General features: G+C 55.0%; 22 protein-coding genes. 20 read left to right on the forward strand and 2 right to left on the reverse strand.

The window, feature by feature from the left end; translation table 11 throughout:
- Positions 1 to 172: 172 nt before the first annotated feature.
- From FVB43_RS04310 to FVB43_RS04325, 4 genes are read left to right on the forward strand one after another with little or no spacing between them, the layout of a single operon-like run.
- Positions 173 to 1,609, forward strand: coding sequence for a circularly permuted type 2 ATP-grasp protein (locus FVB43_RS04310; protein WP_133843773.1), 1,437 nt, complete (start codon positions 173 to 175; stop codon positions 1,607 to 1,609).
- Positions 1,603 to 2,532, forward strand: a complete 930-nt coding sequence (locus FVB43_RS04315) for an alpha-E domain-containing protein (protein ID WP_133843771.1) — start codon at positions 1,603 to 1,605, stop codon at positions 2,530 to 2,532. Before FVB43_RS04310 ends, FVB43_RS04315 begins: the two co-directional genes overlap by 7 nt.
- Positions 2,532 to 3,332: a transglutaminase family protein gene (locus FVB43_RS04320; protein WP_133843769.1), complete on the forward strand. Its 801-nt coding sequence runs from the start codon at positions 2,532 to 2,534 to the stop codon at positions 3,330 to 3,332. The genes FVB43_RS04315 and FVB43_RS04320 overlap by 1 nt, the downstream gene beginning before the upstream one ends.
- Positions 3,333 to 3,350: 18 nt before the next feature.
- Positions 3,351 to 4,061 carry a proteasome-type protease gene (locus FVB43_RS04325; protein ID WP_133843767.1) on the forward strand — a complete coding sequence of 237 codons (711 nt, stop codon included), beginning with the start codon at positions 3,351 to 3,353 and terminating at the stop codon, positions 4,059 to 4,061.
- A gap of 108 nt (positions 4,062 to 4,169) precedes the next feature.
- Here the strand turns inward: FVB43_RS04325 and FVB43_RS04330 are convergent, their stop codons facing one another.
- Positions 4,170 to 5,366 (reverse strand): serine hydrolase domain-containing protein, encoded by a 1,197-nt coding sequence (locus FVB43_RS04330; protein WP_133843765.1) that lies wholly within the window; start codon positions 5,364 to 5,366, stop codon positions 4,170 to 4,172.
- 349 nt (positions 5,367 to 5,715) lie between these two features.
- Between FVB43_RS04330 and olsF the strand changes: the two genes are divergently transcribed.
- From olsF to mdcH, 15 genes are all read left to right on the forward strand, one after another.
- A complete protein-coding gene (gene olsF, locus FVB43_RS04335; RefSeq protein ID WP_133843763.1) occupies positions 5,716 to 7,446 on the forward strand; it encodes a bifunctional ornithine lipid synthase OlsF in 1,731 nt (576 codons plus the stop codon).
- Between the two features lie 295 nt (positions 7,447 to 7,741).
- Positions 7,742 to 8,224 (forward strand): Hcp family type VI secretion system effector, encoded by a 483-nt coding sequence (locus FVB43_RS04340; protein ID WP_133843761.1) that lies wholly within the window; start codon positions 7,742 to 7,744, stop codon positions 8,222 to 8,224.
- A 23-nt stretch (positions 8,225 to 8,247) separates the two neighbouring features.
- Complete coding sequence (locus FVB43_RS04345) at positions 8,248 to 8,871, forward strand: peptidoglycan recognition protein family protein (protein ID WP_167863428.1); 624 nt, start codon at positions 8,248 to 8,250, stop codon at positions 8,869 to 8,871.
- Entirely contained in the window at positions 8,865 to 9,299 is a 435-nt protein-coding gene (locus tag FVB43_RS04350; RefSeq protein ID WP_167863429.1) for a hypothetical protein, read from the forward strand. The genes FVB43_RS04345 and FVB43_RS04350 overlap by 7 nt, the downstream gene beginning before the upstream one ends.
- A gap of 482 nt (positions 9,300 to 9,781) precedes the next feature.
- Positions 9,782 to 10,405, forward strand: a complete 624-nt coding sequence (locus FVB43_RS04355; RefSeq protein WP_167863430.1) for a peptidoglycan recognition protein family protein — start codon at positions 9,782 to 9,784, stop codon at positions 10,403 to 10,405.
- Positions 10,399 to 10,833, forward strand: a complete 435-nt coding sequence (locus tag FVB43_RS04360) for a hypothetical protein (RefSeq protein ID WP_159337363.1) — start codon at positions 10,399 to 10,401, stop codon at positions 10,831 to 10,833. Before FVB43_RS04355 ends, FVB43_RS04360 begins: the two co-directional genes overlap by 7 nt.
- Positions 10,827 to 11,333 carry a hypothetical protein gene (locus FVB43_RS04365; RefSeq protein WP_167863431.1) on the forward strand — a complete coding sequence of 169 codons (507 nt, stop codon included), beginning with the start codon at positions 10,827 to 10,829 and terminating at the stop codon, positions 11,331 to 11,333. Before FVB43_RS04360 ends, FVB43_RS04365 begins: the two co-directional genes overlap by 7 nt.
- A gap of 399 nt (positions 11,334 to 11,732) precedes the next feature.
- Positions 11,733 to 13,385 (forward strand): malonate decarboxylase subunit alpha, encoded by a 1,653-nt coding sequence (mdcA, locus tag FVB43_RS04370; RefSeq protein WP_167863432.1) that lies wholly within the window; start codon positions 11,733 to 11,735, stop codon positions 13,383 to 13,385.
- The gene (locus FVB43_RS04375) at positions 13,385 to 14,275 is read left to right on the forward strand and encodes a triphosphoribosyl-dephospho-CoA synthase (protein ID WP_167863433.1); all 891 of its coding nucleotides are present in this window, start codon (positions 13,385 to 13,387) and stop codon (positions 14,273 to 14,275) included. Before mdcA ends, FVB43_RS04375 begins: the two co-directional genes overlap by 1 nt.
- 132 nt (positions 14,276 to 14,407) lie before the next feature.
- Entirely contained in the window at positions 14,408 to 14,707 is a 300-nt protein-coding gene (gene mdcC / locus FVB43_RS04380; RefSeq protein WP_133843749.1) for a malonate decarboxylase acyl carrier protein, read from the forward strand.
- Positions 14,700 to 15,536 carry a biotin-independent malonate decarboxylase subunit beta gene (locus tag FVB43_RS04385; RefSeq protein ID WP_133843747.1) on the forward strand — a complete coding sequence of 279 codons (837 nt, stop codon included), beginning with the start codon at positions 14,700 to 14,702 and terminating at the stop codon, positions 15,534 to 15,536. Before mdcC ends, FVB43_RS04385 begins: the two co-directional genes overlap by 8 nt.
- Positions 15,533 to 16,333: a biotin-independent malonate decarboxylase subunit gamma gene (gene mdcE / locus FVB43_RS04390; RefSeq protein WP_159337366.1), complete on the forward strand. Its 801-nt coding sequence runs from the start codon at positions 15,533 to 15,535 to the stop codon at positions 16,331 to 16,333. Before FVB43_RS04385 ends, mdcE begins: the two co-directional genes overlap by 4 nt.
- Before the next feature lie 116 nt (positions 16,334 to 16,449).
- A complete protein-coding gene (locus FVB43_RS04395; protein WP_133843743.1) occupies positions 16,450 to 17,409 on the forward strand; it encodes an AEC family transporter in 960 nt (319 codons plus the stop codon).
- Position 17,410: 1 nt separating this feature from the next.
- Positions 17,411 to 18,022, forward strand: coding sequence for a malonate decarboxylase holo-ACP synthase (locus FVB43_RS04400; RefSeq protein ID WP_159337367.1), 612 nt, complete (start codon positions 17,411 to 17,413; stop codon positions 18,020 to 18,022).
- Entirely contained in the window at positions 18,019 to 18,924 is a 906-nt protein-coding gene (gene mdcH, locus FVB43_RS04405; RefSeq protein ID WP_167863434.1) for a malonate decarboxylase subunit epsilon, read from the forward strand. The genes FVB43_RS04400 and mdcH overlap by 4 nt, the downstream gene beginning before the upstream one ends.
- A 3-nt stretch (positions 18,925 to 18,927) precedes the next feature.
- On the opposite strand, the gene FVB43_RS04410 is transcribed toward mdcH, so the two are convergent.
- A complete protein-coding gene (locus FVB43_RS04410) occupies positions 18,928 to 19,851 on the reverse strand; it encodes a LysR family transcriptional regulator (protein ID WP_133843737.1) in 924 nt (307 codons plus the stop codon).
- A 408-nt stretch (positions 19,852 to 20,259) separates the two neighbouring features.
- On the opposite strand from FVB43_RS04410, the gene FVB43_RS04415 reads away from it, so the two are divergent.
- Positions 20,260 to 21,480, forward strand: a complete 1,221-nt coding sequence (locus FVB43_RS04415; protein WP_159337368.1) for an oxalate decarboxylase family bicupin — start codon at positions 20,260 to 20,262, stop codon at positions 21,478 to 21,480.
- Positions 21,481 to 21,719: the final 239 nt, after the last annotated feature.

Consider the following 21,719-nt stretch of genomic DNA (forward strand, 5'->3'; position numbering starts at 1 on the left):
GACCGGAATGCACCATATTGGTGCATTCTCATTCTACGCTTCGCTTTCCCTGACCCGATTTGTCACCAGGCTGTTGTTCGTTCCTCGTTCTGTGCGGGGCAGGCCGCTCATTCCGACTCTGGCACACTTTGTGCAACTCTTATTCAGGTTCACAGACAGCGGTAGGGAAATCATGAATCAAAGCTATGAAATAGCGTCACACTTTTATGATGAGATGTTGCTGAACGATGGACGCTATCGCGGGCACTATCGGGAATACTGGCAGTGGCTACAGCAGGCTGACCAGCAGGCGATTGCGCGCAAACGTGAAGAGGCGGAACTGTTGTTTCACCGCCTGGGGATTACTTTTAATGTGTATGGTGATGACGGCGGTGCCGAGCGTCTGATCCCGTTCGACAGCGTACCGCGGATTATTCCTGCCAGCGAGTGGGCAATGCTGGATAAAGGCATCCGCCAGCGCGTTCAGGCGCTGAATGCTTTTCTGCATGACATCTACCATGACCAGCGCATCCTTAAAGCCGGGATCATTCCCGCTGAACAGGTACTGGTTAACGATCAATATCAACCCTGCATGCAGGGCCTGAATCTGCACCGTAACCTCTACGCGCACATTATTGGCGTGGATATGGTGCGCAACAGCGATGGCGAATACTACGTGCTGGAGGACAATCTGCGTACCCCGTCCGGCGTCTCCTACATGCTGGAAAACCGCAGAATGATGATGCGCCTTTACCCGGAGCTGTTTGCCGATCAGCGCATTGCCCCTGTCGAACGTTATCCGTCTCTGCTGCTACAAACCCTGCGCGAAAGCTCGCCGATCAACGATCCGGTGGTAGTGGTACTGACACCGGGCCGCTTTAACAGTGCCTACTTTGAACACAGCTTCCTTGCCCAGCAAATGGGCGTGGAGCTGGTGGAAAGTGCTGACCTGTTTGTCAAAGATGGCGCGGTGCTGATGCGCACCACGGCCGGGCCGTGCAAGATCGATGTGATCTACCGCCGAGTGGACGATGCCTTCCTTGATCCTCTGGCGTTCCGGCCGGATTCGATGCTCGGTGTGCCGGGCCTGCTGTCGGTGTATCGTGCGGGCAACGTGGTGCTGGCTAACGCCATCGGCACCGGCGTGGCCGATGATAAGTCGATCTACCCGTATGTACCGGAAATGATTCGCTTCTATCTGGGGGAAGAGCCGCTCCTCAACAACGTACCGACCTGGCAGTGTCGCCGCCCTGATGAGCTCTCCTGGGTACTGGCTAACCTCGAAAAGCTGGTCGTGAAGGAGGTTCACGGTGCGGGGGGATACGGCATGTTGATTGGCCCGGTGGCCAGTAAACAGCAGTTGGCCGATTTCCGCGCGCTGTTACTCGCCAAACCACAGAACTACATTGCACAGAACACGCTGGCACTCTCCACCTGTCCGACTTTTGTCGATCAGGGGCTGGCCCCGCGTCATATCGACCTGCGTCCCTTTGCCCTGAGTGGGGCGGATATCCGGCTGGTGCCCGGTGGCCTGACGCGCGTAGCGCTGACCGAAGGTTCGCTGGTGGTGAACTCATCGCAGGGCGGTGGGACGAAAGATACCTGGGTTCTGGAGGATGACGCATGCTGAGTCGCACGGCCAGTGGCCTGTACTGGATGGCGCGCTATTTAGAGCGCGCAGAAAATATTGCACGCGTGCTCGACGTCACAAACCGTCTTTCTCTGATGCCGGTGCGCGGCAGCCACAATAATGAGCTGCGCGTGCCGCTCAATCTGACCAACACGGATGAACTTTACTGGTCGGTCAGCGATCGGCTGAGTATGTCACAGCTGTTCAGCTTTTTTGCCTTTGATGAGCGTAACCCCGGCAGCATTTTCAATTGCTGGCAGGCGGCCTGGAACAACGCCCATGCGGTTCGCGGCAGCCTCTCTTCTGAAGTCTGGGAGAGTATTAACTCCAGCTGGATTGAACTGAGAAAAATGCGGCGTCACGGCGTCAGCAGCGACGGTGCGGATGCCTTCTTCGACTGGGTTAAAGAGCGCTCACATCTGTTTCGTGGTGCGATGTTCGGCACCCTGATGCGTGGCGATGCCATGAGCTTTATTCGTCTGGGAACGTTGCTGGAACGTGCCGACTGCACGGCACGCCTGCTCGATGTTTATCAGTATCTGACCGATGACGATGATGACACCGTGCGCGAATACTACCGGCTGGATACGCTGCTACGTTCAGTGTCCGCGCGCGAAGCCTATCACACCATCTACAAGCAGCAACTGGCGGCGGACGGCGTCAACGAGATGTTGATCCTGCGTGAAGAGAGCCCGCGATCGTTACGATCCTGTCTTGATGAAATCGCAAGGCAACTCGATCAAATCGGCAGCAGCGGTGAAGACAGGCCGCGTTACTTATTGACGATACTGCATGCGCAGCTGCGTTTCAGCAGTTGGGAATCCCTGATGGATGACGGGCTGCATGCCTGGTTGCAACGTTTTCTGGGTGAACTGGCATTGATTGCTGACAGCATCCATCACACTTATCTGGAGGCGAAATAATGAAGCTGACCATCGCGCATAAAACCTGTTTCAGCTATCAAAGCCTGGTGCGTCAAAGCACGCAGTACCTGCGTCTGACGCCACAGGACTCGGTGCATCAGCATATTATTTCGTGGGATCTGCTGCTGCCGGAAGAGGCGATCTGCACCACCGACACCTGGGGTAATGTGCTGCATGTGCTGACGCTCGACCGTCCGCATCAGGAAATCGAGATTGAAGCTCGTGGCGTGGTGGAGATCCTCGACGACGAAGATAGCGCCCCGGACCCGGACTGCATGCTCTCGCCGCTGGTGTTTTTACGCATCACTCCGCTGACGCAGCCTGACGCGGCGATCAACGATTTTGCCCGCCGCTATTACCGTGAAGAGGCTCCGCTGGACAGTCTGGAGCGCCTGATGGGCGAGTTGCTGTTGAAAATGCCTTACCAGCCCGGCAGTACGCTGGTGACGGATACCGCCGCGAAAGTGTTTGCCGCCGGCAGCGGGGTTTGTCAGGATCACAGCCACGTCTTTCTCGCCTGTTGTCGCAGCCTGCATATTCCCGCCCGTTATGTGAGCGGCTATCTGTATACTGACAACGTGGAACATGTAGCCACGCATGCCTGGGTGGAAGCCTGGGTGGGCGGCAGTTGGCACAGTTTCGATATTACCAATAATACCCGCAGCACCCGCCAGCATCTGAAACTGGCGGTGGGGGTGGATTATCTGGATGCCTGCCCGGTGCGTGGAATGCGCCTTGGCGGTGGCAGTGAAGATATGCAGGCAGTGGCTGCGGTACAACTGGTGTTTTCGCAGCAGTAATCTTTTATCGGACTCACTATGACCTATTGTGTAGCTATGCGTTTATCGTCAGGGATGATTTTCGTTTCCGATTCCCGAACCAATGCGGGCGTGGATCATATTTCCTCGTTCCGTAAGCTTCATGTTTTTCAGCAAGATGGCGAACGGACCCTGGTGCTGCAAAGCGCCGGTAATCTGGCCACCACCCAGAGTGCGCTGAGCCTGCTGCGGCGTGGCTGCGAAGATGGCAAAAATCCTAGCCTGATGAACGCCACGAACATGTACGATGTGGCGCTGCTGGTAGGGGAAACGTTACGTTCGGTGATCAAGCGCGACGGCGAGGAGTTTGGCGGCACGTTGATGCTGGGCGGGCAGATCAAAGGCGAAGAGCCACGGCTGTTCCAGATCTACCCGCAGGGCAACTTTATCGAAGCCAGTACCGATACGCCGTATTTCCAGATTGGGGAAAGCAAATACGGTAAGCCGATTATTGACCGCGTGCTGCGTTTTGATACACCGCTGGATCAGGCGATGCAGTGCGCACTGATTTCGATGGACTCCACGCTGGCGAGTAATATTTCGGTGGGGTTACCGCTGGATGTGATGGTCTATCCAACGGACAGTTACAGCAGTATGCAGCAGTATCATATTACTGAAAAACATCCCTATTTCTCGCAGATCCGCCAGTTATGGAGCAGTGGTTTATTGAGTGTGTTCTCGCAGTTGCCACCGCTGGAGCTCGACGAATAACCCCGGGCGAGGCATGCCTCGCCCCTACGCAGCGCCACCCGCGCAGGACGGAAAAAACGGTCGGCCTGTACGCCGGTCATCGTAGGGGGTGGGCATGCCCGCCCCGCATTACCGGCATCCACCCGGCGTATCCTGGTTTTCTGCCATGCGCAACAGCATGCGGTGGCCGATGGTGTTGTCCCAGTTAAAGCTGTTTTGCAGCACCACAATCGCCGTTTTATGCTTCAGATCCATTCCGATATAACTGGCATAGCCGCCAATAAAACCGGACTGGTAGAGAATGCTCTGCCCATTGAGATTGTTGCTCAGCCACGCCAGTGCGGAGGAGTCGTTTTGCGCCTCTTTAAAGCGGATGGTGGTGGCATCAATAAAGGCTTTATCCAGGGTCGGATCGCCGCTGCCGTACAGATGGGCACTCAGATAGGTCAGCAAATCGTTGCCGCTTGACCACAACGATGCGGCACCCACCATATAACCGTTAAAATTCCAGTCCGGCACCGCCTCTCCGCGCTTCACAAACTTCGGCTGATCCCCGGCATGGCCGCGTGCACGCAGCAAATAGCCCGGCAATCGCTGCGGCTGAAAACCGGTATGACGCAGGCCGAGTGGCGCAATAATCCGCTGCCCGGCGATCTGCTGTGGCGTCTGGCCCGATCGCTGTGTGATGGCGTAATCAAGAATGGCGTACCCCAGATTGGAATACATCACCTGCTGATGACGCGGGCGGCTGAAATCCTGCAAATAGTTCAGGAACTCGCCGTCATCAAGATCATCGTAGAAAGGCTCACCGTAAAACAGATACGCCGTCAGCTTGCGAAGCATATGCAGACTGGGCATCTGGCGTGGTAGCCCGGCAGTATGCGTTGCAAGCTGTTGCAGCGGGATAGCGCGTGCATCTTCACTCAGGGGAACATCTTTGCCGATGAGCTGGCCGAGCGTCTCATCCCAGCGCAGCTTCCCGTCAGCGACCAGCAGCGCCGCACTTTCGGCGGTGAACCCTTTGGTGACAGAGCCGACGGCAAACAGTGTATCGCCGTTGATGGGAATACGTTTATCGGTATCGGTATAGCCGTAGCTGAATATATGGCGCTGACGGTCTGCACCCAGCACGGCCACCACCATGCCTGGTGTGCGCTGCTGGTCAATCTGCGGCTGCGCCAGTTGATCAATCTGCGCATTGAGCGGCAGGCGACAGCTGGCCTGCAAGCTGGCTGCCGCTGACGTATCAATACTGTTGCTGGACAGCGAACCACACCCGGCTAACAGCAGACAGAGCAGAGGAAGCAGCGTTTTCAGGTTCATCATGAGGAGTCAGTCATGCTGATAATTTTTACTGCCACACGTGGATTATGCTGCCAGGAGGGAAAGGGACGCCATAAGGTGCGAAAAATTTCCGAAAGCACGCGTTGTAACGATGCGGTAAATAAAAAAATATCAATAAATTGAATGGGTTATAGTTGGACGCATTTTAACCTGAACGCCTGGAGAACAGCAAGAAAAGCCGTTAATTCCCGCAATATTCAGTGCAATCTGAATTCTTCTCCTCTTCAGGGCGGCGACACAAATTCATCGGGTATTTCACCTGTCATTTACCTGACATGAAAATGTCATCCGGGCTGGTTAGTGTGCCGATAAAACACCTGGAGGCTAACCCGTGTTTACAGTTGAAAGCGTATTAGACGATCTCAGTCCCGGACATGACACCCCCTCCTGGCAGAAAAGCGTGCTGCGCCGCCTGCTCCATGAAAAAGAGTTCCAGCAGTTCAACCAGCGCAACCGCCACCTGAAAGGGCTGGATATGGTGGAGCAGGTGCTGGAGTACCTGGATGTCAGCTGTGAACTCAGCGAACGCGACCTGGAGCAGATCCCCAGCACAGGACCGGTGGTGATTGTTGCCAACCATCCGCTGGGAACGCTGGATGGTTTGGCGCTGCTGCATGCCGTCTCTCAGGTGCGGCGCGATGTGAAAATTGTCACCAACCGTCTGCTGAACTGCCTGTCTTCGCTGAGCAGCCTGATGGTGCTGGTGGACAACATGGGCAACCGCACCAGCCGCCAGCAGGTGGGGCAGATGCAGGAGCAGCTGGAAAACCAGGGCGTGCTGATCTTCTTCCCGGCGGGGGAAGTCTCCCGCTTTGGCAGCAAGGGTGTGAAAGATGGCAAATGGAGCCACGGTTTCCTGCGCCTGGCCGCCCGTTTCCGTGCGCCGGTGGTGCCGATCCACGTCAGCGGCCGCAACAGCGCGCTGTTCTACCTCACCTCAAAAATCTATCAGCCGTTGTCGATGCTGTTACTGGTGCGTGAAATGTTCGGCAATCGTGGCGTGCGGCTGAAATTGAAAATCGGTAAGCGCATCCCTTACGCCAGCTGGCATGATGGACACACCCCGGCGAAAGAGCTGGCGGCGCGTTTTCGCCGTCATCTCTACCGTATCGGGCTGGGTAAATCCGAGTTGTTCCAGACGGAAGCTGCCATTGCGCGCGCAGAAGATCGCGCGGTGCTGAAGCGGGCACTGGCCGGATGCGAAGTGCTGGGGCAACTGCCCGACGGTAAGATGATTTACCTCTATCGCCGTCAGGGCGAAGACTATGTCCCGATCCTGCGTGAGCTGGGAAGGCTGCGTGAAATCGCCTTCCGCGCGGTGGGTGAGGGCAGCGGGACGCGACGCGATCTTGATGATTACGACGACGACTATTATCACCTGATTTTATGGGATGAAGAGGCGCTGGATATCGTTGGCGCTTACCGCTTTATTCCCACCGCTGAACAGTTCGAACGAAAAGGCTTTGAAGGGATCTACAGCCACAGCCTGTTCCATTACGACCACCAGATGAGCCCGGTGCTGATGCAGGGCATTGAACTGGGGCGCAGTTTTATTCAGCCTGCCTATTGGGGCAAACGTGGCCTCGATTATCTGTGGATGGGCATTGGCGCGTATCTGGCGAAATATCCGCAGTACCGCTATCTGTTTGGCCCGGTTTCCATCTCGGGAGGTCTGCCGCTGGCGGCGCGCGATCTGCTGGTGGCATTCTATCGTCTGTACTTTGCCCCGGACCTGCCGCTGGCCACCTCACGCCGTCCGTATCCGGCCTCGCTGCCTGATGTGCTGGCCCAGTTCAGCGGTGATAACTACAGTGACGATCTCAAACGTCTGAAGCGGCTATTAAGCAACCTGGGTACGGGGATCCCACCGCTGTACAAGCAGTATTCCGAGCTGTGCGAAACCGGCGGGGTACAGTTTATCGACTTCGGCAGTGACCCGGACTTCAACCACTGTATAGACGGGCTGGTGCTGGTGGATCTGACGAAGTTGAAAGAGAGTCGCTTCCAGCGTTATATTGCGGTGCATCATACGCCACCGATGGCAGAACCTCTGGCCGACTGATCGCTGCCGGCCTCGGCACGCGCCATCCCTGGCGCGTGCCGCCCGGCTTACCTCAAACTGGCCCCCTCCCCGTAATAGAGTGCTCGCTGTGTGTGTTAAAACAGCCACGATGGTGTGTTTCTTTATTCTCCCGTAATCTTTTATAAATCGTTTTTTTACTATTTGTTATTCACCGCCATTGGCTTTACCTTTCCCTGTCCTTAACAGATTAAATCTATTAATCAATCCACTAACAGGTTCCGTTTAAATAAACAGCCATTCGTTTTATGATTTTATTCATCAACAAGGAAGAGATATGGCTCAGGATATTTTTATCAGATTTACCGGTATTGAGGGCGAATCCCAGGATTTTGCACATAAAGGCGAAATTGACGTTCTGCGCTGGACGTGGGCTGCCCGCCAGCCATCCAATATGCACTCAGGAAGCGGCGGTGGCGCAGGGAAATCCACCGTCGGCGATCTTTACTTCGATCACTTTATTGATAAATCCAGCCCCAATCTTCTCCAGTATTCCCTTAGCGGTAAACCGATCCCCGAAGCGGTGCTGACCGTGCGCAAAGCGGGCGGATCGCCGCTGGAATATCAGATCATCACCCTGCAAGAGGTCATCATTACCCGGGTGGCGTTGATCTGCTATGACAACATGCCCGCACCACTCGAAAAGGTCGCCATCGCGTTCTCGCGGGTGAAGATGGATTACGTGCTGCAAAATGCAGAGGGGAAAACGGCGGGAACCGTTTCAATGGGCTATGACATCAAAGCCAATACGGTGATCTAAATCGCCTCAAGGGAGGGAAACCAATGCTATACGTTAATGAAAATGGTCATATTTATGCCGACCGTATTAAGATCAAAATATTCAATAATATCGAGCATGAAAAAATGGATGCGGTGAATGGCATTGTCGTGCATCAGACCAATGCCTCTACAGCGAGCAGCACCTTTCATAGCTATCAAAACAAAGGCGCCGCTGGCGCTCACTTTCTGATTGACAGAGATGGCACCATCTATCAAACCGCCTCATTGTTTAAAGTCACCTGGCATGTGGGAAGGCTACAATCCCGCTGCTATCTGACGAAAAAATGCGAGCCGGCAGATTTGCAAAAAGTGGCCGATCTGGAAAAGTCATGGAGAAATTACGATAAGGTGCATCAGATTGAAAAAGTAAAAAATTATCCTGATCGATTTCCCAGCAATATCGACAGTATTGGGATAGAAATTGTGGGCAAGGCAGAAAGGCAGATAGATAAGAAAACGGGTGAGCCAGTATTTGTCTATGAAGACGTTAATGACCGACAAAATGAATCTTTAAAATGGTTAATTAGAGAGCTGATTGGAACATTAAATGTGTCTACTACTGAAATATATCGCCACCCGGAAATTGGAAGAAAAACCCTTACTGAGGCAAGTACAGCGAAATGGTGATTTTAAATAGAATAAATTTTTTTATTATTGCTCTTTTTTTGGTTGTTTCAATACAGTCTCAGGCTAGGGTCGTTAGTAATATTGACGTTGAAAGGGTCGGAGCACAGGAATCTGGACGTAAGGATGAAAATGAAAGAGCAGCCTGCAAGGTGTACAGACCAACACAAGAACAGTTGATTACATATTTCAACCTCGCAACAGAGTCGCAAGAAAGTGGAAATTTACTTCACGAGTATTACTCACCTTGCATTGCGACAGGGAAAGTAAAATTCAAAGACGGAGCATCTGGCGTTTGGACAGTGCAATCCAGTGGGCTAGGCCTTGCTATTTTGGATAATGGAGAGTCCCTCGTCTTCTTCCATAAAGACAACCAATGGACCGATCCTTATGCCTGCACCTACGGATTAGGCAACGATCCAGTATGTTAACTAAACCCTTTTTACTGCTGGCACTCTTTCTACGGGCCTCGGCACGCGCCAGGACTGCGCGCGTCGAAGCCCGCAGGTATGCGTCTTTTTCTGGTCCGGTGTGCTCAACCTGAGCCTCAACCCGGTCATGCTATCTTTAGCAAATAAATAATTTCCAGAAACCTTGCACTAAATTACCTCTTCCACGTAATAAATAAAATAATCATTTTTTTACTATTTATCATTCACCGCTAATGTCCTTAAACTTCCCTGTTGGCAAAAGAGTCAATCTATTCATCAATCCACTAACAGGTTTCATTTAAATAAACAGCCATTAGTTTTATGATTTCACTCATCAACAAGGACGAAACATGGCTCAGGATATTTTCATCAGATTTAGCGGAATTGAGGGCGAGTCCCGGAATTTTGCCCATAAGGGGGACATTGACGCCTAATGGGATAGGCAGGCGCTAAACCTTATTCGCCTCAAGGGAGTAAAACCAATGCTATACGTTAATGAAAATGGTCATATTTATGCCGACCGTATTAAGATCAAAATATTCAATAATATCGAGCATGAAAAAATGGATGCGGTGAATGGCATTGTCGTGCATCAGACCAATGCCTCTACAGCSAGCAGCACCTTTCATAGCTATCAAAACAAAGGCGCCGCTGGCGCTCACTTTCTGATTGACAGAGATGGCACCATCTATCAAACCGCCTCATTGTTTAAAGTCACCTGGCATGTGGGAAGGCTACAATCCCGCTGCTATCTGACGAAAAAATGCGAGCCGGCAGATTTGCAAAAAGTGRCYGAWCTGGAAAAGTCATGGAGAAATTACGATAAGGTGCATCAGATTGAAAAAGTAAAAAATTACCCGGATCGATTCTCCAGCAATATAGATAGTATTGGGATAGAAATTGTGGGTGAGTCAAAAAGAATGAAAAATAAAATAACAGGAAAAATAGAACCTGTTTATGAATCAGTCAACGATCAGCAAAATGACTCTTTGAAGTGGCTAATAAAGGAGTTATCTGAGACGTTAAGTGTTTCTATGAATGAAATATATCGCCATCCCGAAATTGGTCGAAAAAATCCAACAGAAGCGAGTACAGCAAAATGGTAAAACAAAAAAATATACTTCTTGCTATTTTATCTTGTGTTGTTTTCTTTTCAAATCAAGTTAATGGTCGTGAAATTATTGATATTAAAGTCAAAGATATTGGGCAGTATGATGAAGGTCGAGGTTATAAAAATGAAAGAGAATCTTGTAAACATTTCAGGCCGACTAAAAAACAAATAATCCGTTTTTTTAATATTGCAAAGGAGTCAAAAGAAAGTGGGAATCTACTTCATGAGTATTACTCACCTTGCCTGTCATCAGGAACAATAAAATTCAAAGACGGTTCATCCGGGGACTGGACGGTACAATCCAGTGGCCTGGCATTTGCTATTCTGGATAATGGAGAGTCACTCGTCTTCTTCCATAAAGACAACCAATGGACCGATCCTTATGCCTGCACCTACGGATTAGGCAATGATCCCATATGTTAAATCAACCACTGCGCCAGGGATGGCGCAGTTTTCATGTTCAAAGCGAAAGGGAGTTCAGTCTGGAAATGGAAAAGTTTATCACCAAAACTATTATTATTTTTTGGACGTTTATGGTCGTTTCAGTTCATGCGCAGGCAAGAGTTGTCAGCCACCTCGAGGTTAAAGGTATCGGGTTGTACTCTGACCAACGGAATGATAAGGATGAAGAAATAGCCTGCAAGGTCTTCAGGCCGACAAAAAAACAGATGACCCGATATTTCAATCTTTCTAAAGAATCGGAAGAAAGTGGAGATCTACTTCATGAATATTACTCACCGTGCCTGGCGATAGGTAGCGTCAAATTTAAAGACGGCACTTCAGGCCGATGGACAGTACAATCCAGCGGTTTAGGGATTGTTGTTTTTGAGAATGGGAAATCATCCGTCTTCTTCCATAAAGACAACCAATGGACCGATCCTTATGCCTGCACCTACGGTTTACAAAACGATCCTATATGCTAATTAACCCCCTTTTCTAACACGGGCACCGTTTGTGCGGGGATGGGGCTGGGGTGAGGTAAGCCGGACGTCACGCGCCAGGACGCTGCGTGCCGAGGCCCTCATGGGTGCGTCTTTTGCCGATCCGGCGTGCCCACCCCGGCTCCAGCCCTGTCACTGCACTACGAGCACACAGGCTTCTGCCATTATCTGCCCGCCTTTGTGCATTTAGCGCGAAAGCATTGTGACCACGATCCCGATTTAAAATCATTACACATCTGATTTAATTAATATTTAAAAAACCGTTACGCCTGGCGTAATGGTTATAGCACTGGGTGTAATTGTTTGACTGCGCCCCGGCGTGCAGACTCGGTAATCAGACTGAAGCATCCCTGACAGGATGCGCTTACAGGAGGTTACATCATGCTTACCCAATCATCCCCCCGAATCTGGGATACGCGCCGCCGCGAAAAACAGCGCCGTATTGCCAGCCTCGGGCTCACCCACAAAGTTCTCCCTACCGATGATTTGATCGCCATGCTGGAAAAACTGATTGTCCCTGGCGACCGCGTCGTTATGGAGGGTAACAACCAGAAACAGGCCGATTTTCTGTCCCGATCGCTGGCGCAGGTCAACCCGAAAAAACTGCACGATCTGCATATGATCATGCCGAGCGTCGGCCGTAGCGAGCATCTTGATATCTTCGAAAAAGGGATTGCCCGCAAGCTCGATTTCTCATTTTCCGGCACCCAGAGCCTGCGTATTTCGCAGCTGCTGGAGGACGGCCTGCTGGAAATTGGCGCCATTCACACCTACATCGAACTCTATTCGCGGCTGTATGTTGACCTGATCCCTAACGTGGCGCTGGTCGCGGGTTTCAAAGCCGATCGTAAAGGCAATCTCTACACGGGTCCCAGTACGGAAGACACCCCGGCACTGGTCGAAGCGGCGGCATTCCATGATGGCATCGTCATTGCCCAGGTGAATGAACTGGTGGATGACGAGAGCGATCTGCCGCGCGTCGATATCCCCGGTTCGTGGATCGACTTTGTGGTGGTGGCGGATAAACCCTTCTTTATCGAACCGTTGTTCACCCGTGACCCACGCCTGATCAAACAGGAGCATGTGCTGATGGCGATGCTGGCGATCAAAGGCATCTACGCCGAGCACAAAGTGCAGTCGCTCAACCACGGTATTGGGTTTAACACTGCCGCCATCGAACTGCTGTTACCCACTTACGGCGAACAGCTGGGCCTGAAAGGCAAAATCTGCCGTCACTGGACCCTGAATCCGCACCCGACGTTAATCCCGGCGATTGAAAGCGGCTGGGTGGAAAGCGTGCACTGCTTCGGCGGTGAGCTGGGAATGGAAAAATACGTTGCAGCGCGCCCGGACGTGTTCTTCACCGGGGCCGATGGTTCTATGCGATCCAACCGCGCCTTCTGCCAGATGGCGGGCCAGTATGCCGCCGATATGTTTATCGGCTCCACCTTACAGGTGGACGGCGATGCGAACTCCTCCACCGTGACGCGTGGCCGCCTGTCGGGCTTTGGCGGTGCGCCCAATATGGGGCACGACCCGCATGGTCGCCGCCATGCCACCCCAGCCTGGCTGGCCATGATCAACGAACCTGACCCGATGGCACGGGGTCGCAAGCTGGTGGTGCAGATGGTGGAAACCTTCCAGGCTGGCGCAAAACCGACCTTTGTTGAAAAACTGGAAGCGGTCGAGGTGGCAAAAGCGTCCGGCATGCCGCTGGCCCCGGTCATGATCTACGGCGATGACGTTACCCACGTACTGACCGAAGAGGGGATTGCTTACCTCTATCGTGCGCAGTCGCTGGAAGAACGGCGGGCGATGGTGGCGGCGGTCGCCGGGATTACCGATATCGGTCTGGGCGTGGATGCGAAGCGGGTGCAGCAGCTGCGGCGCGAAGGGAAGGTGGCCTTCCCGGAAGATCTTGGCATTCGCCGTACCGATGCCACCCGTTCCCTGCTGGCGGCAGGCAGCGTGGCTGAACTGGTCGAATGGTCCGGCGGGTTGTATGAGCCTCCGGCCAAATTCAGGAGCTGGTAATGAACCTGCAACGGCAGTGGGCTGCAAGTTCGGCGGAACGCCATGCACAGCGCCTGGCCGCGCTGGCAACACGTTGCCTGGTCATAGAAGCCAACCTCACGCCGAAACCAGGATTGGTGGATCGCCGGGGTAGCGGGGCGCATCACGACCTGACGTTGGCGCTGATGGAGCGTTCTGCTCACAGTCTGACGCCAATGTTCCGCGAGATGGCGCGACAGAGCTGGCAGCGTCCGGCGGATATCGCTCTGCGCCAGTTGGCGGGCCGACTGGGACGTGAAGGCGAAGCGGTGATGATGCAGGTGACGGGCGGAGTGAATACCCATCGCGGTGCTATCTGGGCTCTGGGGTTGCTGGTCTCTGCGGCTGCCATGTGCGGAGGGCGCGGTAGCCCGACGCAGATAACCCGTATGGCCGCGCGCCTGGCACAGCTGCCGGATGACGCTGCGCCGACGCTGTTCAGCAACGGCCTGCGCGCCTGTTCACGTTATCGTCTGCCCGGAGCACGGGAAGAGGCTCAGCAGGGGTTCCCCCATGTGATGAATCTGGCTCTGCCGCAGCTCTGGCAAAGTCGCCAGCAGGGGGCGAACAGCAACGCAGCACGGCTGGATGCGCTGATGGCGATCATGACCTCGCTCAGCGATACCTGTGTACTGTCGCGTGCCGGAATGCCAGGGCTGGAAGCGATGCAGCAGGGGGCGCGGGCGGTACTGGTGGCAGGCGGGGTGCAGCAACCTGCAGGGCAGCAGGCGCTTCAGCGGCTGGATGCAGCAATGCTGGCGCTGAATGCTTCACCAGGCGGTGCAGCCGACCTGCTGTCTGCCACGATTTTCCTGGACCATGTCCATTGCTCGGGCCGGGCATGCCCGACCCCTACAAAAGGATGGGCGTAGGGGCATGCCCCGCCCGCAACAAACGGTCGTCCTGGCGATGTGTGGCAACCCGATGTTCGTAGGGGCGGGGCATGCCCCGCCCGCAACAATTGCTCATCCCCGCAGACGAGCAATCAATTTTAAGAGGATCTTATGCAACAGATAACCTTGTCTTTTCCGGCTACACGCCACCTCAGCGGTAAGGCGCTGGCGGGTGTGGTAGGGTCCGGCGATATGGAAGTGCTGTTCACAGCGAACAGCAGCCATGTCCTGAGCGTGGCAATCACCACCTCGGTCGATAACAGCAGCCCGCGCTGGCAGGCGCTGTTTGAGCGTATCAGCAGCTTTGGCTCACTACCTGCCGGGCAGATGACCATTCATGATTTTGGTGCCACCCCCGGTGTGGCCCGCATCCGCATTGAACAGGTGTTTGAGGAGGTAGCCGATGCGTAATGACAGCAGCTTTATCGAACTGAAAGCGCGTGAGCGCGCACGTCTGCTGCTGGATGACGGTAGCTTCCGCGAACTGCTCGACCCGTTCGACGGCATCATGTCGCCGTGGCTGGGTGCACAAGGCGTTGTGCCGCAGTCTGATGACGGCATGGTGGTGGCAAAAGGCACCATCGATGGTCAACCCGCCGTGGTGATTGCCATTGAAGGGGCATTCCAGGGCGGCAGCATGGGCGAAGTCTCCGGGGCGAAAATGGCGGCTGCACTGGAACTGGCCGCTGAGGATAACCGCAAGGGCATCGCCACTCGCGCAGTGCTCTGCCTGGAAACGGGTGGCGTACGGCTACAGGAAGCCAACCTCGGTCTGGCAGCGATTGCGGATATCCACGCCGCCATTGTCGACCTGCGGCGCTACACCCCGGTGGTTGGCATTATCGCGGGCACGGTGGGCTGCTTTGGCGGGATGTCGATCGCCGCCGGGCTGTGCAGCTATCTGATTGTCACCCGTGAGGCCCGGCTGGGGCTGAATGGTCCGCAGGTGATTGAACAGGAAGCGGGTATTGATGAGTACGACTCTCGCGACAGGCCATTTATCTGGAGCATGACCGGAGGAGAAGTGCGCGCCCGCAGCGGCCTGGTGGATGCGATTGTCGCTGACGGTCAGCATGTCGTTCAACAGGCCATGCGTACGGCGCTGGCGAAGGGCGTTCCGGCGTTACATCGCTCACAGCATTATCAGCACTATCTGCCGCGTCTGGCACAGTTTGATACCCGCCAGCAGGCCGATGCACAACAGATTACACAGCTATTCAGTGGGGAGGATCACAAATGAAACAGCCAACAGGACGCGGTGAAATCTGGCTACAGCAACTCAGTGCCGGAGCGGCCCGTTTACCGGGGTTATGCCCGTCTGTGCAGGTCGCTGACGGTCACGTAAACGGGGAAGCCGTGCGTTTTATTGCCGTGGTACCGGATGCCGATAACCACTATCCCCGCGCCAGACAGGGCGAAGTCGGACTGTTAGAGGGCTGGACGCTGGCGAAAGTGGTCAGTGAAACCGTGGCGCAGGATGCCAAAAAAGCCGACAAGCGGCCGATTATCGCGGTGATTGACGTTGCCAGCCAGGCCTACGGTCGGCGTGAAGAGGCTTTTGGTATTCATCAGGCGCTGGCCGCTGCCGCCGGGGCTTACGCTGAAGCGCGGCTGGCGGGTCATGTGGTGATTGGGCTGATTGTTGGCAAAGCGATGTCGGGGGCTTTCCTGGCACACGGCTACCAGGCTAACCGGCTGATCGCCTTTAACGACAGCGGCGTGCTGATTCATGCGATGGGCAAAGCGGCGGCGGCGCGTATTACGCTGCGCAGCGTCGAGGCACTGGAAAAACTGGCGCAGACCATCCCGCCGATGGCTTACGACATCAAAAATTACCACAGTCTGGGATTGCTGGAAGCGCTGCTGGATATTCGTCAGCCTGATGCACCCGATGCTGCTGATGTGGCACAGGTGCAACAGGCGCTGACGGCGGCTATTACTGCGGCACGCCATGATCCTGGGTTGCAGTGCCGGCTAAAAGCAGAGAACCGTCGCAGTTCACACACCGTCAGAGAACGGATGCGTCAACTCTGGTAAGGCCCGTTGTGAAATCGATAAGACAACCTGCGAGACTGGCGGATATCTGACAGACATCCGCCAGTCTGAACTAATAATCATCGCGCCTGTGCTTACTTCAACTAACAGGTGATGTTATGACTTACGTGATTGTTCATGCTCTTGCCCCCATCTTTATCATTATGCTCCTGGGCTTTTACGCCGGCAAAGCCGGGATGGTGGATAATAAGAATGTCTCTTTACTGAATATTTTTGTGATGGATTTTGCTCTGCCAGCGGCCTTGTTCAGTGCCACTGTGCAGACGCCGTGGGCCGGGATTATCCAGCAGTCGCCACTGATTCTGGTGCTGGTGCTGGCGATGTGGATTGTCTATGCCGCGATCTACTTTATCAGTACGCGGATGTTTAAAAAGTCACCACAGGATGCGGCGGTACTGACGCTGACCGTAGCATTGCCGAACTATGCTGCCCTGGGCTTGCCGATCCTCGGTAGCGTGCTGGGAGAAGGTGCATCCACCTCGCTGTCGGTCGCGGTGTCGATTGCCTGCGGCTCAGTGCTGATGACGCCGTTCTGTCTGCTGACGCTGGAGCGCGAAAAAGCGCGTGCAGCGGGTGATGCGGGCAGTGCGGGAATCGGCATGTTGCCGGTGCTGATGTGGCGTTCGGTGATCAAGCCGATTGTCTGGGGACCGCTGCTCGGTGTGGTGTTATCGGGGCTGGGTGTGAAGATGCCGGAGCTGGTGCTGGCGGCAATCAAACCGCTCGGACTGTCGGCCACGGCGGGCGCACTGTTCCTGACCGGGGTGATTCTGTCGGCGCGTCAGCTGAAAATCAACGGCGTGGTGGTGATATCGAGTATCACAACGATGCTTATTCAGCCGTTTATTGCCTGGGGGCTGGTGCTGGCCTTGGGTATCAGCGGACAGGTGGCGATCACGGCGATCCTGATGGTGGCGTTGTCAGCCGGTTTCTTCGGCGTCGTCTTTGGCAACCGTTTTGGCGTGCAGTCGCCGGATTCAGAAGCGACACTGTTGATCAGTTCGCTATTGTGTATCATCACGTTACCGCTGTTTATCACCCTGACATCCGGAATGTAAGATGACTATAACGCCACATGATTTGATCTGGATCCGCACTGCTGACGCGATGGAGGGCGACCTGCCCGACTGGGTTGCCAGCCAGTGGCGGCGAACTTTGCCGCTGGTCGTGCGTCGCGACCATGATCAGGATGGGCGTATTCCTGTTGGGGTGCGTGGCTTGCTCCGCGATCAGCGTGCCGCAGGTTGGGTAGCAGCAAAGCATGTGGTCCGCACGCTGTCGCCGGAGGCACTCAGTGTGGCGGAGCATCTGCTGGCTTCTCCTTTTGTTTCCCAGCCGCCAGTACAGGCGGCTATTCAACTGGCGCAGCAGCGCTGGTGGTGGACATGGGGCATTACCGGCAGCGTAGGCTATGCGCTGGCAACGGAAATCCCGGTACTGCATAACGATAGCGATCTCGACCTGCTGATCCGCTGCCCGGAACCCGTGGCGCAGCAGGAGCTGGAACGCTGGCAGCAGTTTGTCAGCCAACTGCCTTGTCGTGTGGATACACAGGTGGAAGTGCCACAAGGTGCCTTTGCCTTAAGTGAATGGCTGCGTGACGGGCGCGTGCTGCTGAAAACCAACGCAGGCCCGCGCATCACCACCCAGCCGTGGAGTGTCATACCATGAAAATACTGTTCTCTTTTCCAGGTCAGGGGCCACAGCGCCCCGGAATGCTGCAACAGCTCCCCAACGGACAGGCGTTACTTGATCAGGCCAGTGAGGTGCTGGCGGAGGATGCTCGCGAGTTAGATCAGGCCAGCGCGCTGCAACATACCCGGGCGGTACAGCTCTGTCTGCTGATTGCCGGCGTGGCGCATGCGCGTGAACTCCAGCGGCAGGGCATTGTGCCGGATATCACCTGCGGCCTGTCAATTGGGGCTTTTCCGGCGGCGGTGGTGGCCGGGGCGCTGGCGTTTGATGATGCCTTACGGCTGGTTGCGCTGCGCGGTACGCTGATGGAGGAGGCTTATCCGCAAGGCTACGGCCTGACAGCGATTGTCGGGCTGGAGGTATCACAGCTGACACCGCTGCTGGGCAACGACTGCTGGCTGGCTAACATCAATGCGCCTCAGCAACTGGTGATTGCTGGCAGTGACGCCGCGATGAGCGCCGTCGCCACCCGCGCACGTCACGCCGGGGCGCAGAAAGTTCATCGACTGGCAGTGAGTGTGCCTTCTCACTGCGCGCTGCTGGCCGAACCGGCTATGAAACTGGCGATGGCATTTCAGACGGTGTCACTGACGCGCCCACACTGTGCGTATCTCAGTGGCAGCACGGCACGTGTGCTGTGGCAGCCGGAGCAGATTGCTGACGACCTGGCGAAAAATATGTCGCGTACGGTGCGCTGGCATGAGGCGATGGTGGCGGCCCGCGAACGGGATGTGGGGCTGGCGATTGAGATGCCGCCGGGATCGGTACTGACCGGCCTTGCGCGCAAAGCATTCTGTGGCAGCGCAGGGGAAGCGATCGCACTGGAACAGAGCGGTGAGCTGCTGGCTAAGCGCCTGGCGGAACGTCTAACGCGGTAGTCATTATGTTGTGCTGCGTTGGCGGCTGTACATGCGCCCTTCGGCCACCAGCGCCAGCAGATTCGGGTCATGCTCGCGGTTACGCTCAAAGACAATCCCGATCTTCTGGCGCATCTGATACGGCTCGGCCAGCCTGAGCAACTGCACGGAGTTCTCATACACCCGCTTCATTCTGCCCGGCAGTAGTGTAAACCCCACCCCCGCCTGCACCAGACTCAGCATCGAGAAAATATCATTCACCCGGGTGACAATATTCGGTGCATATCCGGCAACATGAAACGCTTCCTGGAAGCCCTGCCAGGTGGCGAAACCCTCCGCCAGGGAGACAAATTTTTGCTGACGAAAATCGCGCAGATCCGCCGGGAAGCGAGTGTCCAGCCCAGAAGTGGAAGGCGCGGCAAGAAAGATATCATCATCAAATAACGGCAGACATTCGAAGCGATTGTAGTCCAGATCACCGGGGGCGATGGCGATCAGAATGGCATCCAGCGAGCCTTCTGAAAGGCGCGTGGTGAGCGTCTGGTTTGAACCCATAGTCAGTTCAAGCTCCAGATCGGGGCGGCGTAGTTTCATCCCCATAATCAACTGTGGAATCGTTTCCAGCGTCAGCGAATAGAGCGTTCCCAGACGCATATGTCCCTGTCCTATGCCCGCCGTTTTCCTCGTTTCTTCCACGCCGCGCGACATCATATCCAGCGCTTCTTGACTGTACTCCCACAGCGTATGCGCGGCAGGCAGCGGGACCAGGCTGCGGCCTTTATGAATGAACAGCGGGCAGCGTACGCTCTCTTCCAGACTGTGTAGCGCCCGATGAACACTGACGCTGCTGATACCGAGGGCATCAGCGGTACGCGACAGATTACCCCGGTTCATAAAGGCGATGAAAATTCCCAGTTTGCGAAAAGTGATGTCTGAATCAATGTTCATAGCAGCCTGTACTCAGGTGGCAGGAAAGTGTGGAAACAGGCTTTATTCTAGGCTCTAACAGAGCGCGTTGTTTAACGCAATCATGCGTTATCGCCTGTAACCAGGTGTTTCTTCGCACGGAAAACAGTCGATAAATAACATTAATGGCTGACCGCTGTTTTGTGCTTTTGGTGGATGAGGACAAAACAGAAAAGCAACAAGCGACAAAAAATTCGCTAATCATCCGTGTTATCGGTTTTATTCACTGTTATGCGATGAAATTTACTGATGGATCCTTGCTTACATTTCACTGAGTTTAGCGCCAATTATCTGACTGGCAGGGGAAAAAATATCGAATAGTCTTATCCACTATCGGTGCCTGTGCGCCGTAAAAAATGTTTATTTTGACTGACATAAGGAAATCAAAGGATGAATCCTCTTTCACGTCGCAGTTTTATGGCTTTTGCCGCCGGTGGTACCGTGGCGCTGGCCGCCGGTACGGTTCATGCTCACGAACAGCCCGCAGCCCAGCCCTGGAATGGGAAAATGGGCGGCACCGATCCCGGCCCGCGAGACCCGATCCGTGAGGGGGAAAACCCTGACATTGTAAATCCCCCGGCGACCGATAGCGGCACCTTACCGAATTTGCGTTTTTCCTTCAGCGACGCGCATGTGCGCAAAGGCAGCGGCGGATGGACTCGCCAGGTGACTCAGCGTGAGCTGGGGATCTCGACCACTATTGCTGGTGTGGATATGCGTCTGAACAGCGGTGGTATCCGTGAGCTGCACTGGCATAAAGAGGGCGAGTGGGCCTATATGCTGTATGGCAATGCGCGCATTACCGCGCTGGATACCGAGGGTGGCTGGTTTGTGGATGATGTCGGCGTGGGCGATTTGTGGTATTTCCCGTCAGGTATGCCGCACTCGATTCAGGGACTGGGGCCGGATGGCTGCGAGTTTTTGCTGGCTTTCGACGACGGCAACTTCGATGAAGACAGCACGTTTTTACTCAGTGACTGGTTCAAACATATTCCCCCGGACGTGTTGGCGAAAAACTTCGGCGTGCCTGCCAGCACGTTCAGCTCGCTGCCGTCACCGTCTGACGAGTATATTTTTGCCGGGCAGGTGCCGGGAGCGCTCAGTGCCGATGCCATCGCCGGAGCAAAACCTTCTACGCTGAAGTTTAGCCATCGTATGATGGCGCAAACGCCGATTAAGCTGAAAGGCGGGACGGTGCGCATTACCGACTCCTCCAACTTTAAAATCTCGAAAACCGTCGCCGCCGCGCTGGTGGAGTTACTGCCGGGGGCGATGCGTGAGCTGCACTGGCATCCGAATAACGATGAGTGGCAGTACTATCTGGAAGGGGAAGGGCGCATGGGGGTGTTTGCTTCCTCGGGTGAGGCGCGAACCTTTGATTTTCGCGCCGGTGATGTCGGCTATGTGCCGTTTGCCATGGGCCACTACATCGAGAACACCGGTGATAAACCGCTGCGTTTTTTAGAGCTGTTTAAAAGCGATTATTATGCGGATCTGTCGCTTAATCAGTGGCTGGCACTGACCCCTCCGGCGCTGGTGAAACAGCACCTGCACCTTGATGATGCCTTTATGAAGGCCCTGAACAAAACCAAAACTCCGATCGTGGAATAACCCTGCATCGCTTCGGGCGGGGCATGCCCCGCCCCTACGGCGGGGTCAGGCACGCCTGGCCCATTCCAACAACCCGCAGCATTCCGCAGGGGTCATGCACGTCCGGCCCATACCCACAACCCGCAGCATTCCGCAGGGGTCAGGCACGCCCGGCCCATTCCAACAACCCGCAGCATTCCGCAGGGGTCAGGCACGCCCGGCCCATTCCAACAACCCGCAGCATTCCGCAGGGGTCAGGC

This window comes from Erwinia rhapontici (assembly GCF_012271765.1).
GTDB lineage: Bacteria > Pseudomonadota > Gammaproteobacteria > Enterobacterales > Enterobacteriaceae > Erwinia > Erwinia rhapontici.

Coding starts and splice junctions, on each gene's coding strand:
- FVB43_RS04310 (WP_133843773.1), top strand. CDS start 173: ATGAATCAAAGCTATGAAATAGCGTCACACTTTTATGATGAGATGTTG.
- FVB43_RS04315 (WP_133843771.1), top strand. CDS start 1,603: ATGCTGAGTCGCACGGCCAGTGGCCTGTACTGGATGGCGCGCTATTTA.
- FVB43_RS04320 (WP_133843769.1), top strand. CDS start 2,532: ATGAAGCTGACCATCGCGCATAAAACCTGTTTCAGCTATCAAAGCCTG.
- FVB43_RS04325 (WP_133843767.1), top strand. CDS start 3,351: ATGACCTATTGTGTAGCTATGCGTTTATCGTCAGGGATGATTTTCGTT.
- FVB43_RS04330 (WP_133843765.1), bottom strand. CDS start 5,366: ATGATGAACCTGAAAACGCTGCTTCCTCTGCTCTGTCTGCTGTTAGCC.
- FVB43_RS04340 (WP_133843761.1), top strand. CDS start 7,742: ATGGCTCAGGATATTTTTATCAGATTTACCGGTATTGAGGGCGAATCC.
- FVB43_RS04345 (WP_167863428.1), top strand. CDS start 8,248: ATGCTATACGTTAATGAAAATGGTCATATTTATGCCGACCGTATTAAG.
- FVB43_RS04350 (WP_167863429.1), top strand. CDS start 8,865: ATGGTGATTTTAAATAGAATAAATTTTTTTATTATTGCTCTTTTTTTG.
- FVB43_RS04360 (WP_159337363.1), top strand. CDS start 10,399: ATGGTAAAACAAAAAAATATACTTCTTGCTATTTTATCTTGTGTTGTT.
- FVB43_RS04365 (WP_167863431.1), top strand. CDS start 10,827: ATGTTAAATCAACCACTGCGCCAGGGATGGCGCAGTTTTCATGTTCAA.
- mdcA (WP_167863432.1), top strand. CDS start 11,733: ATGCTTACCCAATCATCCCCCCGAATCTGGGATACGCGCCGCCGCGAA.
- FVB43_RS04375 (WP_167863433.1), top strand. CDS start 13,385: ATGAACCTGCAACGGCAGTGGGCTGCAAGTTCGGCGGAACGCCATGCA.
- mdcC (WP_133843749.1), top strand. CDS start 14,408: ATGCAACAGATAACCTTGTCTTTTCCGGCTACACGCCACCTCAGCGGT.
- FVB43_RS04385 (WP_133843747.1), top strand. CDS start 14,700: ATGCGTAATGACAGCAGCTTTATCGAACTGAAAGCGCGTGAGCGCGCA.
- mdcE (WP_159337366.1), top strand. CDS start 15,533: ATGAAACAGCCAACAGGACGCGGTGAAATCTGGCTACAGCAACTCAGT.
- FVB43_RS04395 (WP_133843743.1), top strand. CDS start 16,450: ATGACTTACGTGATTGTTCATGCTCTTGCCCCCATCTTTATCATTATG.
- FVB43_RS04400 (WP_159337367.1), top strand. CDS start 17,411: ATGACTATAACGCCACATGATTTGATCTGGATCCGCACTGCTGACGCG.
- mdcH (WP_167863434.1), top strand. CDS start 18,019: ATGAAAATACTGTTCTCTTTTCCAGGTCAGGGGCCACAGCGCCCCGGA.
- FVB43_RS04410 (WP_133843737.1), bottom strand. CDS start 19,851: ATGAACATTGATTCAGACATCACTTTTCGCAAACTGGGAATTTTCATC.
- FVB43_RS04415 (WP_159337368.1), top strand. CDS start 20,260: ATGAATCCTCTTTCACGTCGCAGTTTTATGGCTTTTGCCGCCGGTGGT.